16 protein-coding genes are annotated in these 15,995 nt (G+C 68.4%); 3 read left to right on the plus strand and 13 right to left on the minus strand.

Going from position 1 to position 15,995, the window contains the following annotated elements; all coding sequences use genetic code 11:
* Positions 1-9 precede the first annotated feature (9 nt).
* From OHS16_RS04975 to OHS16_RS04990, 4 genes are all read right to left on the minus strand, one after another.
* Entirely contained in the window at positions 10-924 is a 915-nt protein-coding gene (locus OHS16_RS04975) for a TauD/TfdA dioxygenase family protein (RefSeq protein WP_328535932.1), read from the minus strand.
* A 69-nt stretch (positions 925-993) separates the two neighbouring features.
* Positions 994-1,968, minus strand: a complete 975-nt coding sequence (locus tag OHS16_RS04980) for a quinone oxidoreductase family protein (RefSeq protein ID WP_328535933.1) — start codon at positions 1,966-1,968, stop codon at positions 994-996.
* Between the two features lie 90 nt (positions 1,969-2,058).
* Positions 2,059-3,117 (minus strand): 3-keto-5-aminohexanoate cleavage protein, encoded by a 1,059-nt coding sequence (locus tag OHS16_RS04985; RefSeq protein WP_328535934.1) that lies wholly within the window; start codon positions 3,115-3,117, stop codon positions 2,059-2,061.
* A gap of 331 nt (positions 3,118-3,448) precedes the next feature.
* Positions 3,449-4,480: an AraC family transcriptional regulator gene (locus tag OHS16_RS04990; protein WP_328535935.1), complete on the minus strand. Its 1,032-nt coding sequence runs from the start codon at positions 4,478-4,480 to the stop codon at positions 3,449-3,451.
* A 234-nt stretch (positions 4,481-4,714) separates the two neighbouring features.
* On the opposite strand from OHS16_RS04990, the gene OHS16_RS04995 reads away from it, so the two are divergent.
* Positions 4,715-6,298, plus strand: a complete 1,584-nt coding sequence (locus OHS16_RS04995; RefSeq protein WP_328535936.1) for a long-chain-fatty-acid--CoA ligase — start codon at positions 4,715-4,717, stop codon at positions 6,296-6,298.
* A 217-nt stretch (positions 6,299-6,515) separates the two neighbouring features.
* Here the strand turns inward: OHS16_RS04995 and OHS16_RS05000 are convergent, their stop codons facing one another.
* Positions 6,516-7,094 (minus strand): DsbA family protein, encoded by a 579-nt coding sequence (locus OHS16_RS05000; RefSeq protein WP_328535937.1) that lies wholly within the window; start codon positions 7,092-7,094, stop codon positions 6,516-6,518.
* Positions 7,095-7,290: 196 nt separating this feature from the next.
* Here OHS16_RS05000 and OHS16_RS05005 point away from each other — a divergent pair, with 196 nt between their 5' ends.
* Positions 7,291-7,887 (plus strand): TIGR03086 family metal-binding protein, encoded by a 597-nt coding sequence (locus tag OHS16_RS05005; protein WP_328535938.1) that lies wholly within the window; start codon positions 7,291-7,293, stop codon positions 7,885-7,887.
* A 348-nt stretch (positions 7,888-8,235) separates the two neighbouring features.
* On the opposite strand, the gene OHS16_RS05010 is transcribed toward OHS16_RS05005, so the two are convergent.
* On the minus strand, positions 8,236-8,919 hold the full coding sequence (locus tag OHS16_RS05010) for an alpha/beta fold hydrolase (protein ID WP_328535939.1): 684 nt from the start codon (positions 8,917-8,919) through the stop codon (positions 8,236-8,238).
* A 210-nt stretch (positions 8,920-9,129) separates the two neighbouring features.
* Here OHS16_RS05010 and OHS16_RS05015 point away from each other — a divergent pair, with 210 nt between their 5' ends.
* The gene (locus OHS16_RS05015; protein WP_328535940.1) at positions 9,130-9,993 is read left to right on the plus strand and encodes a chitosanase; all 864 of its coding nucleotides are present in this window, start codon (positions 9,130-9,132) and stop codon (positions 9,991-9,993) included.
* Positions 9,994-10,067: 74 nt separating this feature from the next.
* Here the strand turns inward: OHS16_RS05015 and OHS16_RS05020 are convergent, their stop codons facing one another.
* From OHS16_RS05020 to OHS16_RS05050, 7 genes are all read right to left on the minus strand, one after another.
* Entirely contained in the window at positions 10,068-11,474 is a 1,407-nt protein-coding gene (locus OHS16_RS05020; RefSeq protein ID WP_328535941.1) for a nucleobase:cation symporter-2 family protein, read from the minus strand.
* 238 nt (positions 11,475-11,712) lie between these two features.
* Positions 11,713-13,098, minus strand: a complete 1,386-nt coding sequence (locus tag OHS16_RS05025; protein WP_328535942.1) for an 8-oxoguanine deaminase — start codon at positions 13,096-13,098, stop codon at positions 11,713-11,715.
* 152 nt (positions 13,099-13,250) lie between these two features.
* The gene (gene pucL, locus OHS16_RS05030) at positions 13,251-14,174 is read right to left on the minus strand and encodes a factor-independent urate hydroxylase (RefSeq protein WP_328535943.1); all 924 of its coding nucleotides are present in this window, start codon (positions 14,172-14,174) and stop codon (positions 13,251-13,253) included.
* A gap of 7 nt (positions 14,175-14,181) precedes the next feature.
* Complete coding sequence (uraH, locus tag OHS16_RS05035; protein WP_328535944.1) at positions 14,182-14,589, minus strand: hydroxyisourate hydrolase; 408 nt, start codon at positions 14,587-14,589, stop codon at positions 14,182-14,184.
* Positions 14,590-14,594: 5 nt separating this feature from the next.
* Positions 14,595-15,116: a 2-oxo-4-hydroxy-4-carboxy-5-ureidoimidazoline decarboxylase gene (gene uraD / locus OHS16_RS05040; RefSeq protein WP_328535945.1), complete on the minus strand. Its 522-nt coding sequence runs from the start codon at positions 15,114-15,116 to the stop codon at positions 14,595-14,597.
* Between the two features lie 157 nt (positions 15,117-15,273).
* Positions 15,274-15,651, minus strand: coding sequence for a helix-turn-helix domain-containing protein (locus OHS16_RS05045; RefSeq protein ID WP_328535946.1), 378 nt, complete (start codon positions 15,649-15,651; stop codon positions 15,274-15,276).
* On the minus strand, positions 15,648-15,908 hold the full coding sequence (locus tag OHS16_RS05050) for a hypothetical protein (protein WP_328535947.1): 261 nt from the start codon (positions 15,906-15,908) through the stop codon (positions 15,648-15,650). The genes OHS16_RS05045 and OHS16_RS05050 overlap by 4 nt, the downstream gene beginning before the upstream one ends.
* Between the last annotated feature and the right edge of the window lie 87 nt (positions 15,909-15,995).

The following is a 15,995-nucleotide window of genomic DNA, read 5'->3' on the forward strand; positions in this document are numbered from 1 at the left end:
GTCTGCTTCTCAGAAAGGCCGGTCGCCGACGATTCCGGCGCGCTCCATCCGGCGGACGGCCGGCCAGTAGTCCTGGACGGCGTAGTGCTGCGTGGAGCGGTTGTCCCAGATGGCGAAACTGTTCGGCTGCCAGCGCCAGCGGACCTGGTACTCGGGCACCGAGGCCTGGCTGAGCAGGTAGGTCAGCAGGTTGCTCGCCCCTGGCGCGTAGTCGATGCCGAAGCGGACGTTCTGCGGCGTGTGGTAGTTCGTGAAATGGGTGGCGAAGCTGTTGACGAAGAGGATCTCCTCGCCGGTCTCCGGGTGGGTCCGCACCACGGGGTGCTCCGCGTCCGGGTACTGGGCCGTCAGGGCGTGGCGGCGTTCCTCGGACATCACCGCGCCGAACGACGCCTCGATGCTGTGCCGGGCCCGCAGACCGCGGATCTGCGTCTTGATGTGCTCCGGCAGCCTGCGGTAGGCCTCGACCATGTTGACCCAGACGGTGTCCCCGCCCACCGGTGGTGTCTCCTGACAGCGCAGCACGGCACCCATCGACGGGTTCTCGCGCCACGTCCCGTCGGTGTGCAGGGCGTTCTCGTAGGGCTCGGGCGCGCTGTCCAGGTCCTTGTAGATGCGGACCAGCCCGGGGTTGTCGGGATCGCTGCCGGACACCGGGTGGGCCTCCAGCGGGCCGAACCGCGAGGCGAAGGCGACGTGTTCGGCACGGGTGATGTCCTGGCCCCGCAGGAACAGCACCTTGTACTTCAGGAGCAGCTCCCGGAGCTCGGCGAACAGGTCGTCGTCGTGTGCGGCGTCTGCGAGGTTCACGCCGAACAGCTCGGCGCCGATGGTGCAGGTCAGCGGCTCGGTCTTGATCGAGCGGCGGACTTCCGGCCGGACAAGGGCGGGAGCGGCCGGGTTCGGGGTGCTGATCTGGGTCATGGTGGTACCTCCTGTGCAGGCTCGTGGTCCGTGTGGTGTTCAGCGACGGTGAGCGGGGCCCTGGGGTGGTCAGAGAACGAAGACGGAGGATCCGGTCGTTCGGCCGCTCTCCAGTTCGCGGTGCGCCTGGGGCGCTTCCTCGAGGGAGTAGCGCTGGTTGATCTCGATCTTGATGCGCCCGGAGGCGACATGGGCGAACAGCTCGCCCGCCAGTTCGGCGCGCTCCGCCGGATCGGCGATGTAGTCGGCCAGGGCCGGGCGGGTCACGAAGGCCGATCCGTGGATCGCGAGCTGCATGGCGTCGATCGGCGGCACGGGACCGGAGGCGGTGCCGAAGCAGACCAGCAGGCCGCGCCGCTGCAGCGAGGCGAGCGAACCGGCGTAGGTGGTCGCCCCGACGCTGTCGAACACCACCGGCACACCGGCGCCACCCGTCAGCTCGCGTACCCGCTCGGCCACGTTCTCCCGCCGGTAGTACACGATGTGGTCACAGCCGTGGGCGCGGGCGAGCTCTGCTTTCTCCTCGGTGGACACGGTGCCGATCACCGTGAGGCCCAGCAGTTTGGCCCACTGGCAGACCATGAGCCCGACGCCGCCCGCCGCCGCGTGCAGCAGCACCGTGTCGCCGGGCTTCAGGGGGTGGATCCTGCGCAGCAGGTACGAGGAGGTGAGGCCGCGCATGGTCATCGCGGCGGCCGTCTCGAAGCTGATCTCGTCCGGCAGCTTGATCATCGAGCCCGGGGGCATGACCCGTTCGGTGCTGTAGGCCCCGAGCGGGCTGCCGGTGTAGGTCACCCGGTCGCCCTCGGCGAAGCCGGCGACGCCCTCGCCCACCGCCTCGATCACGCCCGCGGCCTCCACGCCGAGTCCGGCGGGGAGCGGAGCCGGGTAGAGCCCGGTGCGGAAGTAGGTGTCGGCGAAGTTCAGCCCGACCGCTTCGTGGCGGATCCGCACATTGCCGGGACCCGGGTCACCGACGGTGACCTCCTCCCAGCGCAGTACCTCGGGGCCGCCGGTCTCGTGGAAGCGGATGGCGTGTGCCACGGAGAACTCCATTGCTGTCTGAGGGGTGGCGGTGGTCGCGGGAGCCCGGGGGGGACTGCCGCGACCACGGCCGGTTCGTGGGGAAGGGAGTCAGATCTTGGGGTTGCGCAGCATGGAGCCGCGTTGCCCGGCGCGCCGGTTCGGCACCATGCCGAGCTGGGCGAGGGTCTCGTCGGCGTCCGCGTAGTACTCGCCCAGCCGGTAGATCTTCCTGGCCTCGAGCCCGGTCGCGATGTCGCGGCCGAGGTTCTCCGAAATCCTGACCATCTGCTCCACCTGTGCGACCGAGCTGATGCGCTCGCCCTTGCGGCCCCACAGGTTGTCCTCGTTGCCGACCCGCACGTGTGCTCCGAGCGCGATCCCGATCGCGTTCATCGGCGCCACGGCGCGCATCGAGCTCTCGATGGTGAGGACGGCGCCGTCCGGGGTGCGGCGGATGAACTCGATCAGGTCGGCAGGGTGCCGGCCGGCGAAGCCGCCGCCGATCGCCACATAGTTGAGGATCAGCGGGCCGGTGTGGATTCCGGCCCTGATCAGCCGCTCCACGGTCTCCAGCTGGGCCAGCGTGGCGAGTTGGAAGTGCGGCTGGATGCTGTTCGCGTGGAGCCGCTTGAGGTGTTCCAGGTAGAAGTCCGGTCCGGCCTCGACGACCATGTCGCGGTACGCCTTGTTCATGGCCGGGTTCGCGATCGACGTGCCCTGGAGGTCGTCGTCGGTCATGATCTCGACGATGTTCATCTGGCTGGTGTTGATGGCGATCGTCACCTGGTCGGGCTTGGGGTCGAGATCGGCCAGCAGGTGGCGGGTGTCGTAGCTGAGCCACTTCGCCTCGTCGCCCTCGCCCTCGGGGGCGAAGGAGATCGATCCGCCGATCTGCAGGACCATGTCCGGCACGGCCTCGCGCAGCCGACCGATCAGTTCGTTGAACATGGACATCCGCTTGGAGCCGTGACCGTCGAGCTCGCGCACATGGATGTGCAGCACGGTGGCGCCGGCGTTGTAGCAGTCGACGGCGGCCTGGACGTGCTCCTCCATGGTGAGGGGGAGGTCCTCGGCGTCACCGGGCAGCCACTCGGGTCCGTAGGGCGCTGCCTGGATGACCAGCGGCTCCTGGTTCTCGGGATAGAGCGAGTCGTCGTGGAAGTGCACGGTCCGTCTCCTTCGTGGGTTGGGTCGGCCCGCCCCGCGCCTGGTACGCGGGGCTGCACGAGCCCTGAGGGCAAGGACGGGCGTGAAGCCGTGACGACCCCGGTTCGCGCATCGGTGGCTCGGATGGGGCGTCCGTGCGGGCCGTCCTCGCGGAACGCGGCTGCGTTGCGGTGAAGCCAAAGGTAGGAGTCGATGACGTCTCGTGCTTAACCCTGCGGGACGGAGAACTTGCCGTTTGGGGACTCACTCGTGACGGCGCGGTGGCGGCCCGATGTCAGGCACCTGAAGACGCCGTAGCCATGGAACGAGCGGGCCCACGGAGGGCGCGCAATCAGTGGGGGTCGGTCCTCGTGAGGTCGGACCCGGTCGTCGCCCGGCGGCGCCACTCCCTGGGGCTGCATCCGAACTGCTCCCGGAACCAGCGGGAGAAGGCACTGGCTGCAGAGAAGCCCAGCAGATCGGAGATCTCCGTGAGGGAGCGGCGCGGGTTCGCCACAAACTGCTCGGCCAGCCGGATGCGCGCCGAGTTGAGGAGTGACGAGAATGTCTCACCCGAGTATGCGAGGCGCCGGTGGACGCTGCGCCGGTCCACGCCCAGGCTACGGGCGACATGGTCCACCGAGCACCGCCCCGTCGGCAACAGGATCTCGATCAGCTCGCGCACCCGGTCCACTGTGTCGGCGTCCCTCGGGACCGCGATGGCCTCGAAGTACTGCCGGGCATAGTTCCTGAGCAGCGGGTCGGACGGTGTGTTGGGCGAGTCGAGATCGCTCGCGTAGAAAATGACTCCGTTGAATTCCTGGTCGAATTCCACCGCCGGGCCGAAAATCCGCCGATGCGTACCGCAGTCCGCCGGCGCACCATGGGCGAAGTACACGGAGAGAGGCAGCCATTGGGGGCCCAGGAACGTGCGCAGCACCAGGTGGAACGCACCCACGGCCAGCTCGGTGGCCTGCCGGGCCTCCAACGCCTCGCCGAGGTCAAGTCCCACCTTGAGAGTGGCCAGGCCCTCCCGCTCGGAGAGGCGGGCATGCAGTGCCTCGTTGTACATGTGCTCATGGCGCAGCAGCAGCTCCAGCACACTGCGGACGTCCGGCTCCTCGCGGAGGGCGAGGCTGATGGGGCCGAGACTGCCGAGGCGCCGGAGCTCGGACATCCGCAGGCCGAAGTCCTGACTTCCGGAGTCGGCAGCCGAGAGTTCCAGCAGGCGGACTACGGCCGCACCGGAGATCCACCGGTCCTGCAAGGTGAGAGCGGCGACGTCCAGGCCCACGCGCTGCATCAACACCTGCGGATCGGCTCCCAGCGAACGGCTCAACTCCACATAGCCGTTGAGTGCCGCAGTGCGAACAAGCGGTCTCATCGCGCTCCTCACTGCCCCGTCCCGGAAAGGTAAGGAGATTGTCCCGCCACGTCAAGCGTTCAGATGCCGTGCGACCTACCGTAGTGGCGCCGCGGGGTGCACCGCAGGCGACCCACGGCCGGCCTGCCACCGCGCAGACGCCCTGGCAGAGGATCCGGCGTTGACCACGGGCGGACACGCGGCACCGTGCCCGCGCGGGACGCGCCGGCTGTCCCGACCCAAGGAGGCAATGACATGACCAACCTCGCCACGTACCTGGTGCACGCCGCCCAGGAGCACGGCGGCCGAGTCGCCGTATGCGAGTTCGAGGCCGTCCTGACGTACGCGGAACTGGACGACGCGAGCGCCCGAGTGGCGTCGCTGCTCCGCGCCGACGGCGTCCAGCCCGGCGACCGGGTCGCACTGGTCATGCCCAACATCACCTCCTTCCCGATCGCGTATTACGGCATCCTCCGCGCCGGTGCCATCGTGGTGCCGATGAACCCGCTCCTCAAGGCGCGGGAGATGGCGTTCGTGCTCCGCGACTCCGGTGCGCGGACGGTGGTGACGTCCCCGATGGCCGCGGAGGAGGCCGCCCAGGCCGCAGCGGAGGCCGGGGCCGAAAGCCTGGTGATGGGCTCGGCGGCGTTCGATGCCGTGCTGTGGGCCGTGTCGCCGATGCCAGCCGTCGCCAACCGGGCGGCGGACGACACGGCGGTGATCCTCTACACCTCCGGCACAACCGGCACGCCGAAAGGCGCCGAGCTCACGCACCGCAATCTCATCAGCAACACGGTCACCGCGGTCGAGACGCTGCTGACGGTGGGTCCGCACGACGTGCTGTTCGGCGGGCTTCCCCTGTTTCACGCATTCGGGCAGACCTGTGCCCTCAACGCCGCGATCGCCGCAGGAGCGGCCCTGGCCCTGCTGCCGCGGTTCGATCCGCGCCAGGCGCTGGAGATCATGCACCGGGACCGGGTCACCGTCTTCCTCGGCGTGCCCACCATGTACACCGCCTTGCTCCGGACCGGGATCCCCGACGGCTCCGACCTCTCGCAGCTCCGGCTGGCCGTGTCCGGCGGTTCGGCGCTGCCCGTCGAGATCCTGCACGCGTTCGAGCGGGACTTCGGCGTGATCGTGCTGGAGGGGTACGGGCTGTCGGAGACCTCCCCGGTGACCTCGTTCAACCATCCGGGACGGCCTCGCAAGCCCGGGGCGATCGGGCTGCCCATCCGAGGCGTCGAGATGACCCTCGTGTCGCCGCAAGGGACCCCGGTGAAAACCGGCGAGGTCGGCGAGATCGCGATCCGCGGCGAGAACATCATGAAGGGCTACTGGAACCGTCCCGAGGCGACCGCCGAGGCATTTCACGACGGGTGGTTCCACAGCGGCGACCTCGCACGCGTCGACGAGGAGGGCTTCTACTTCATTGTCGATCGCAAGAAGGACCTCATCATCCGCGGCGGGTACAACGTCTACCCACGGGAGATCGAAGAGGTGCTGTACGAGCACCCCGCGGTGGCCGAAGCTGCGGTCGTCGGCGTGCACCACGACCTGCACGGGGAGGAGGTGGCCGCCGTTGTCGCCCTGCGGGACGGCAGCGAGGCCACGGCGGCCCAGATCCGTGACTTCGTCAGGGAACGGGTGGCCGCCTACAAGTACCCCAGGATCGTCACGTTCACCGACCAGCTCCCCAAGGGCGCGACAGGCAAGATCCTCAAGCGCGAGATCGTCGTCGAGCGCCTGGAGGCTTTGGTGGGGCGCTGCGAGTGGGCAGCGACGGCGGCCGGATCGAAGTCCGGCGCCATCGCCGCGTCCCCCTCCGCCCAGGACTCGTAACCCGGGGCGTTGATGCCCCTGGACTTATTCCAGTCCCGGGCAGGTATCCGGGGACCGCCGCCGAGGCGGACACGGTTCGGCGGCGACAGGGAGCGACCCGGGCGGGACGAGCCATGTCCGCGCTGCCTCGGCCACGGCGGTGTCGATCGCCGTGGTCACCGGTGCCGGCATCAAGACGTGCCGAGAATGCCAGGGCCCACGCGACGATCTCTCTGCGCTAGCCGGGCAGCTGCGCGAGGAAGGCTTCCGCCGTGATCGCGTATCCCAGCGGATTGATGACGGGTACCGGGGTCACGTCGATGAGCACCGTGGGGGTGCCGGGAACGCTGCTCGTCTCGAATGCGGCGGAGACCCGTTGCGCCCACGGCATGTACACGCCGTCCCGGACCTTCTTCCGGAAGTCCTCGGTGTGCAGCGCCTCGATCTCGTCGGCGAGCGCGAGCAGGCGCCCCCGGTCGGCGAACGCGTCATCGCTCTCATCGGGCTGTTCGGCGTACAGCTCGTGCAGATAGCGCATGAACGGCTTCTGCCCCTCGTCGGCTGCCGCTCCCAGAGCCGCCAGTGCCTCGAGGGAGCCGGTGCCGCCCGCTCCTTCGTCGATGAGCGTGGCGAACTGGTACCGGATGCTGAAGCGACCCGCGTCCGCGGCTTCCTCCATGACCGCCCCGAGCCCGTTCTCCATGCGCTTGCAATAGGGGCAGCGCAGGTCGGCGTAGACGCTCAGTACGTGCGCGGGATCGGGGTCCCCGTATTGGACGAGCGTGTCACCGGGGCCCGTGGTGTTGGCCGGAATCATGAATTCAGGTTGCGGAACGCGGGCCGATCCCGCAACGGGAGGGGCGATCCGCCCGCGGCGGCCGCCTCGGCGCAGCGGGCCCGGGACCGGGCGCGCAAGGGCCGACGGTGGGGGCGGGCCCCGAAGCCGGAGACGGATTGTGCGCCGACCGATGAGTTCTCGGACCCCGCGCGGTCTGAGGAGTATGAACACGGACATGGACTCACAGCAGGACGCGGGCGCCCTTCTCGACTTCGGCCCGGCGGCCCGCCACATCGAGGAGCTGGCCGGTCGCATCAGCGACGGGCAGATGGACGACCCCACCCCCTGCCCCGACTACGCCGTCCGGGAGCTGCTGGCCCATGTGGCTGGGCTGACAGCGGCCTTCTGCGGCGCCGCCGGCAAGGATTTCGGGGCGAACACCGACACTGCCCCCGGCACGACTCGGCCGGTACTCGAAGCGGACTGGCGGACCGTTCTGCCCCGGCAGCTGAACGAGCTGGTCGCCGCCTGGCGCGATCCGGCCGCCTGGGAAGGCGAGACCCGGGCGGGCGGCTTCACCATGCCGGCCTCGATCGCCGGGCGGGTCGCGCTGAACGAGCTGGTCATCCACGGCTGGGATCTCGCCCGCGCCACCGGACAGGAGTACTCCGCGGACAGGGCGAGCCTCGGGGTGTCCTTCGGGATGCTGGAGCCGGCCGACGCCATCGGACGGGGGACCGCCTTCGGCCCGGTCGTGGAGGTCCCCGAGGACGCCCCGTTCGTCGACCGGGTGATCGGACTCAGCGGTCGCGACCCCCGGTGGAAGGCCTGACCCGGCGGGGACCGGATCCGGCACCGTCCAACACACCTGGCTGTACCGCGAAGCACTTCCGCACCGGCCCGACCGCGGTCCTCGGCGCACCGCTGCGCCCGCCCACCCGTCCGCGCCCCGTCGGTCTTCCGCCCTCGGCAACCGGCGGCCACGCCCGCTCCGCCGCCTCCCGCGCACCGCGGAAGCCGGCCAGGACGACCCGCCGCTCACCCGGTGACGTTCGGGGCTCCGGGTGGGGGCAGCAGGCCGATGGTGACTGCGCAGCGGACAGGGTGAGTTCGTCCTCCGCCGTCGCTGAGGCCTCGGGGTGCACGTTCCGGGTCGCCGGCCCCGGGGCGGGCGGCCTCGTCAGCTCGTGAAGAAGTCGCTGACGGCCGCGGCGAACTGCCCCGGCTCCAGAGCGTGCACGTTGTGGCCCACCGGAATCATGATCGTGCGGGAGTCGGGGATCCGCGCCGCCATGTCGGGGATGCGGTCCTGCGGCATGGAGCTGTCGGGTCCGCCGGTGACCATCAGTGTCGGGGCGACGATCTCGTCCAGCCGGTCGGCCCACTCCGGATCGGGGTCCCCGACCTGGCCCCTGATGGCGGGCACCACGTTCCAGTCGTAGTCGACCGGCCCATCGGGGCGTGCCGATTCCGGCATCTCCCGGGAGAACGGCGGCGGGGTCTCCTCGAGGACGAGCCGCTCCACCCGGTCAGGGTGCTCCTGGGCGAGCAGATATCCGACGACCCCGCCCATCGAGTGCCCGACGACACCCACCCGGTCCAGGTCCAGCTCGTTGAGAAAACCGAATACGTCGTCCCGCATCAGCTCGAACGAGTACTCGTCCGGCCAGTCACTCTCGCCGTGTCCGCGCAGGTCGAGCGCGTACACCCGCCACTCGTCGCCGAGCGCCTGGCCGGTCGCCTCCCAGTCCGCGGAGGAACCACCGAGTCCGTGCAACAGCACCACCGGCGCCCCGAAGGGGTCTCCCCAGGCGCGGTAGGCCAGCCGCACATCGCCGACATCGACTACAGAGTGATCGTCCATACCGCAGACGCTACAGCGCTCGCGGGGTCGATTCCGACGGCACATTCCGAGCGACACCGGTCGCCGATCACTTAGAGATTGGTCAGCATCGATCTCTTCATGACCAAAAACGCTCAACTCCTTGCCCTTCAGGGGTGTACGGCCCGAAAGCCAGCTGATAGGAAAGCTTCCTAACAGAACCCCTGAACGACGAACTCCCCTGGAGGTCTGGTGAACGTCCCCCACCGCAACACCACGGCACGCCGCAGGAGAATCATCACGCGCACGGTGCTCGGACTGGCCCTGGTCGCCGTACCCGCCACCGCCTTCGCGGCCAACTCATCGGATATCACGACGAGTTCGCACCGGATCGCCGCGGCAGCGGCGACCGGCCTCGACGACCCGGCGAAGAAGGAGCTCGCCATGGAGCTCGTCTCCAGCGCGGAGAACTCCTCGCTGGACTGGAAGGGGCAGTACAAGTACATCGAGGACATCGGTGACGGTCGCGGATACACCGCCGGCATCATCGGCTTCTGCTCCGGCACCGGCGACATGCTGGATCTGGTGCAGCTGTACACCGACCGCGAACCGGGCAACCCGCTCGCCAGGTACCTCCCGGCGCTCCGCAAGGTGAACGGCAGCGACTCGCATTCCGGACTCGGCTCCGGTTTCGAGAGCGCCTGGAAGACCGCGGCCAAGGACACCGCCTTCCAGACCGCGCAGAACGACGAGCGTGACCGGGTCTACTTCGACCCGGCGGTCGAGCAGGGCAAGACGGACGGCATCGGTGTGCTCGGCCAGTTCGCGTACTACGACGCCATCGTGATGCACGGTGACGGCGACGACGACACCGGTTTCGGCGCGATACGCAAGCGCGCGCTGGCCAAGGCCAAGCCGCCGTCGCAGGGCGGTGACGAGGTGACGTACCTCAACGCCTTCCTCGACGCCCGGGTCTGGGCGATGCAGCAGGAGGAGGCGCACAGCGACACCAGCCGGGTGGACACCGAGCAGCGTGTCTTCCTGAACAAGGGCAACCTCGGCCTGACTCCGCCGCTGGACTGGAAGGTCTACGGCGACCCGTACCACATCGGCTGATCTCCGGCCCGGAAAAGCGGTACGGCGCGTACGGCACCAGGGGTGCGGTACGCGCCGTATCTGTCATGTCAGCTTCAGTGCACGGCGGTGACCTCCGCGAGTGCCTGCTGCTCCAGTTCCTCCGGATGTGGCTTCCTCCCCAGGTGGTTGAAGGCCAGATTGAGCACGATGGCCACCACGCACCCGGTGGAGATGCCCGAGTCGAGCACGACCAGCACGTCCTTCGGGAAGGCGTGGTAGAAGTCCGGAGCCGCGATCGGGATCAGCCCGATACCGAGAGCGGTGGCGACGATCAGAGCGTTCTCGCCCTTCTCCATGGCGGCGCCCGCAAGGGTCTGCACACCACTAGCCGCGACCGACCCGAAGAGCACGACACCCGCCCCGCCCAGCACGGGCAGAGGAACGACCGCGATCACCGATGCAGCCATCGGGCAGAGCCCGAGCACGATCAGAATGCCGCCACCGGCCGCGACCACGAACCGGCTGCGGACCTTGGTCATCGCGACCAGGCCGATGTTCTGCGCGAACGCACTCGCCATGAAGCCGTTGAAGAGCGGGCTCAGCGCGCTGCCAAGGGTGTCTGCGCGCAACCCGCCCTCGATGGTCCGCTCATCAGCGGGACGGCCCACTACCTTCCCCAGTGCCAGCATGTCGGCCGTCGACTCGGTCAGACAGACCAGCATCACGATGCACATCGAGATGATCGCGGATATCTCGAACTGCGGTGCTCCGAAGTGGAAAGGCGTCGGGAAACCGATCGGATCGGCGTCCGTGATCGCGCCGAAGTCTGTCATCCCCATCGGGATCGCCACAATTGTGCCGATCACGAGGCCCAGCAGGATCGCGATCTGCTGGAGGAAGCCGCGCAACAGTTTCCGCAGCACCAGCACGATCGCCAGGGTGAGGGCGGCCATCCCGATGTTCTTCATCGAGCCGTAACCGGGGGCCCCCTGGGTGCCCTGCGACCAGCCGAAGGCGACCGGCAGCAGCGAGACACCGATCAGGGTGATCACAGTGCCGGTGACCACGGGCGGGAAGAAGCGGAGCAACTTGCTGAAATACGGGGCGAGTACGAATCCGATCACGCTCGCCACGATGATCGCGCCGAAGATCACGGCGATACCGTCGTGCCCCCGGTCCTTGCCGATGGCGATCATCGGGGTGACACCGGCGAAGGAGACACCGTTCACGAACGGCAGCCGGGCTCCGACCCGCCAGAACCCGAGGGTCTGGAGCAGGGTGGCGAGCCCGGCGGTGAAGAGGCTCGCCCCCACCAGGAACGCGGTCTCCTTGGCGCTGAGGCCAACGGCCGGGCCGACGATCATCGGTGGGGCGACGACGCCCGCGTACATGGCGGCCACATGCTGCAGGCCACTGGTGAACATCCGGAAGGGCGGTAGAACCTCGTCTACTGCGTGCTTCTCGTGCGGGGTGTTGGCGACTACGACTGCATCATTGCGAAACCTGGGCTGGGCGGCCACGGCGGCTCCTCCGGTCGGTTACGCGTCGGCGGTGACGCGGGTATCAGGGAGGTGGTGCGAAGTGGTGCATCGCAGGTGCGGGCTGCGCGTATGGGGCTGCTGACGGGTACGTCACCGCCCCGGAGGAACGTATGCGCTCTGGGCATACGCCCTCCGGTCACGGCTGCCGTGAACCCCGCTCGGGTTCACGGCCACCGGCCGGGGACCGTCCTCCCCGGCCGGAGTCTCACCGGGCGGTTCAGCCCTGCGCGGCGATCCGTGCGAGGCGCTGTGCCTCGTCCCGGGTCGAACGTGCGATGGCGTCCTCGTCGACCGTGGTCAGCCGGCTGTCCTCGACGATGGCTCTGCCGTTGACGAAAGAGAGGGTGACGGGCGCCGCGGCGCCGAAGACAAGTGCGGTCACCGGGTCGGCGATCGACGCATGGGCGAGGGTGTCCATCTTCCACAGCACCAGGTCGGCGAGCTTCCCGGGCTCCAGCGAACCGATCTGGTCGGCACGGCCAAGGACCTGCGCGCCTCCGTGGGTACCGAGGCGCAGCGACTGGCGTGCGGTGAGCGCGGCTTCACGGTGTGCGCCGAGCCGGTTGACGAGCAGTGCGTTACGGAGTTCGGTGTGGAGTTCGCCGGATTCGTTGGACGCGGTGCCGTCGACGCCGAGGCCGACCGGGACACCGGCCGCGAGCATGTCCGGAACCCTTGCGATGCCCGCGCCGAGGCGGGCGTTGGAGGACGGGCAGTGGGCTACGCCCGTGCCGGTGCGCGCGAAAGCGGCGATGTCGGAGTCCTTCATATGGACGCAGTGCGCCATCCATACGTCGTCGCCGAGCCATCCGGTCGACTCGAAGTAGTCGGTCGGCCCCATGCCGAACAGTTCCTTGCAGAACTGCTCCTCCTCCACGGTCTCACTGCCGTGGGTATGCAGCCGCACACCCTTGCGCCGGGCCAGCTCGGCCCCCTGCTTGAGCAGTTCGGTGGAGACGGAGAACGGCGAACAGGGCGCGACGGCGATCTGAGTCATCGCGTCGAACGAGGCGTCGTGGTGGCGGTCGACGGTCTCCTCGGTGGCGGCGAGCGCACCTTCGAGGGTCTCCACGGCGAAGTCCGGGGGCAGGCCGCCGTCCTTCTCGCTGCGGTCCATGGAGCCGCGGGCGAGCGTGAAGCGGACACCCATCTCGGCTGCGGCACCGATGATCGCGCCGGAGAGATCGCCGGAACCCTGCGGGAATACATAGTGGTGGTCCATGGCGGTGGTGACACCGCCGCGGGCCATCATGGCGAGGGAGCCCTGCGCGGCCACCCGTGCCATCTGTTCGTCGATACGCGCCCAGGTCGGGTAGAGAGCGACCAGCCAGTTGAAGAGGTTGTGGTCGGTGGCCAGACCACGGGTGATCCACTGGTAGAAGTGGTGGTGGGTGTTGACCAGGCCCGGCGTGACCAGATGCCCGCTGCCGTCGATCCTGCGTACGACACCGGACAGTCCCTCGGGCGCCCGGCCGGCGCCGACCGACTCGATCCGGTTGCCGGCGATGACCACATGGCCCGACGCGTATTCGGTGTCCTGTGCGTCTACCGTGGCGATGGCCGCGTTCTCGATGACGGTGCGCGCGACTGCCGTTGCTGCCATGGTGCTTCCTTCTCTCGCAGTGGCGATGTGGGCACGGCAGGACCCCAGGAGGATTTGAGTGCCGCAGCCGCGTGGCTCCGGGTGCCGAGGTGGTGGAAGAACGTGTGGTCGGATCCGGTGCGCCACCGGGGCGATGGCGCACCGGCCGGGCGTCAGAGGTTCGTCATGTCGACCGGGATCCTGGGCTCGACGCCGTCACGCAGAATGGTGGCCTCGATGAGTCCGTACGGGCGGTCGGCCGCGTAGTAGACCTCGTTGTCGTTCTTGAGCCCGAAGGGCTCGAGGTCCACCAGGAAGTGGTGTTTGTTGGGCAGCGAGAAGCGGATCTCGTCGATCTCGCTGCGGTTGTTGATGATGCGTGAGCCCATCTGGTACATGGTCTGCTGCAGGGACAGCGAGTAGGTCTCGGCGAAGGCCTGGAGCATGTGCTTCTTGGCCTGCACGTACGACTTCTCCCAGTTCGGCATGCGGTCCGCGTCGCTGGTCCAGTTGTAGCGCCACTTGGCGGACACCTGGGTCGCGAGGATGCGGTCGTACGCCTCCTTGAGCGTGGTGTATTTGTCCTTGGCGTAGCCCCAGAACTCCGAGTTGGTGGAGTTGAGCACGGTCAGGTCCTTGAGGCCCGAGATGATCTGCCAGTTCTCACCGTCGAAGGTGATCTCGCTGGTCCGGATCTCCTGGCCCTGACGTACGAAGGAGTGCCTGACCTCGTCGGCGCCGATGAACTGCGAGGTGGCGTCGGAGGTCGCGATGCGCTCCCACGCGTACTCCTCGATCCGGATCCGCGCGCTCTTGATCGCTTCCTGACTGGTCACGAAGTGCCGGGCCAGATGGATGCCGAACTGTTCGGCGGACTCGATGCCGTGCTCCTTGGCGAACGCGAACACCGTGTTCTTGGTGGTGTCGGTCGGCAGGACGTTGGCGTTGGAACCGGAGTAGTGGACGTCGTCCATGGTGCCGGAGAGGGCGACCGAGACGTTCAGGTCCTTGATGTGGTGGGTGTCGCCGTCCCGCGTGATCTTGACTACGCGGTTCTCTGCTTTGCCGTACTGGTTCTGGCCGAGAATCGTGGGCATGTCGGTGCTAGCTCCCTCGGTATACGGAGTAGCCGAACGGGTTGAGCAGCAGCGGTACGTGGAAGTGCTCACCCGGCACGACGGCGAATGTGATCGCCACCTCCGGGAAGAAAGCGCCGCTGTCCCTTACGCGGGGGGCGTCCTGCTGTGCCTCGGCTTGCCTTGTGGCGTGGTGCTGGTTCGAAGAGAAGTACGTCTCGGTGTCGAAGTCGAGCCGTACGTGGGTGGTTCCTTCCGGCAGAGCCGGCAGGTCCTTGCAGCGTCCGTCGGCGTCGGTGGCCGATCCGCCGAGCGCCGTCCACGGTACGCCCGGGCCGCTGCGGGCCTCGAGCGAAACGGTGACGCCGCCGGCGGGACGGCCCGCGCTGGTGTCCAGTACGTGCGTGGAAACCGACGCGGTGGTCTGCGTGCTCAAGGCCGTCACTCTCCTTCTTCTGCGACCGCTGCGACGAGGCCGGTCAGCCGGATGCGGTTGATCTTCCCCAGTTCGGTGCGCACGTGTCCGCGCTCCTGCTCGGGCGTGTTGCCGATCCGGGCCCTCATCGCGTCGCGCATCTGCTCACCGGTCGCGCCGGTGGCGCAGATCAGAAAGACATGTCCGAACCTCTCCTGGTAGGCAAGGTTCAGATCAAGGATTTCGGCCTTGAGCTCATCGGACGCTCCGGCCATCCCGCGCTGTTCACGGGACGATGTGGGATCTCCGGGCTTCGGACGGCCGATCGGCGGGTGCCCGGCCATCGCTTCGGCCAGATCTTCCGTCGTCAGCGCTGCCGTAGCGGCGTCGCCGGCGAGGAGGAGGGCTTCAACGGTGGCGTACGGGCGCCGGGCGAGCAGACTGCTCCCCCACGCCGAACTGGCGCACACCTCGTGGAGCGCGGCTCGCGCCGCGCTGTCCTGCAGGGTGTTGAACCGGGCAAGGCCCGGAGTCGAATGCGAAGTCACGGTGGACCTCCGTGGCCGATTGGGCGGCCTTGTGCTGAACGGGCTGCGGATAGCTAACGCCCTCGAAATCACCACGTCAACACTTTGTTGAAAACTTGCGGTTACAAATTACCGTCGCCCGGTTGCCCGGCGACGGTTCGCCGTACGACAGGGATCCTCATTCGCTCTTGGCGGTGTTGTCCCTGTTCAGGTAGTTGTAGACGGTGAAACGGCTGACCCCGATGGCGTTCGCCACTGTCTCCACGCCATGCCGGACGGAGAAGGCGCCGCGCGCCTCCAGTACGCGCACGACCGACTGCTTCGTCTTCCTGTCGAGCTCCGACAGGGGCATCCCGTGCCGGCGCTCCAGCGCCGCGAGGATGTGATCGAGGGAGTCCGAGAGCTGCGGCAGCCGCACCGCCAGGACATCCTCGCCCTCCCAGGCCAGGACGACATCGTCCTCGGACGCCTGGTCCGGTACGAGTATCTCGGCACCCATGGCATCGACCAGCGGCTTCACCGCGGCGAACAGCGGGTGCTCTCCCGGCTCGGTCACTTGTCGCCCTCCCCGTCCTGCCCGATCACGTTCACCTGGAGCGAGACGCGCGTGGCGCCCGACGCGAGGGTGCGGCGGAGCAGGGTGTCGACGGCGGTCAGCACGGCGTCGGCCCCACCCTCCGCGGTATTGCCGAACGGACCGACGTCCACCGCGTCCAGCTCGGCCGCCTGAATGACTTCGCGGGCCACCACGGCATGCGGGGGCGCCTCGTCCAGGTCGAAGGGTTCGGTCGTGAACTCCACTCTCAATCGCACGCGCTCAACCTACTGCGCGCGTCACAAAAAACGGCAGGCCCACTTGACAGCCCTCCCGAAGTGCAGGCAACCTTCCATCAAGCAGAA

Origin of the sequence: Streptomyces sp. NBC_00344 (assembly GCF_036088315.1) — a bacterium.
Taxonomy (GTDB): domain Bacteria; phylum Actinomycetota; class Actinomycetes; order Streptomycetales; family Streptomycetaceae; genus Streptomyces.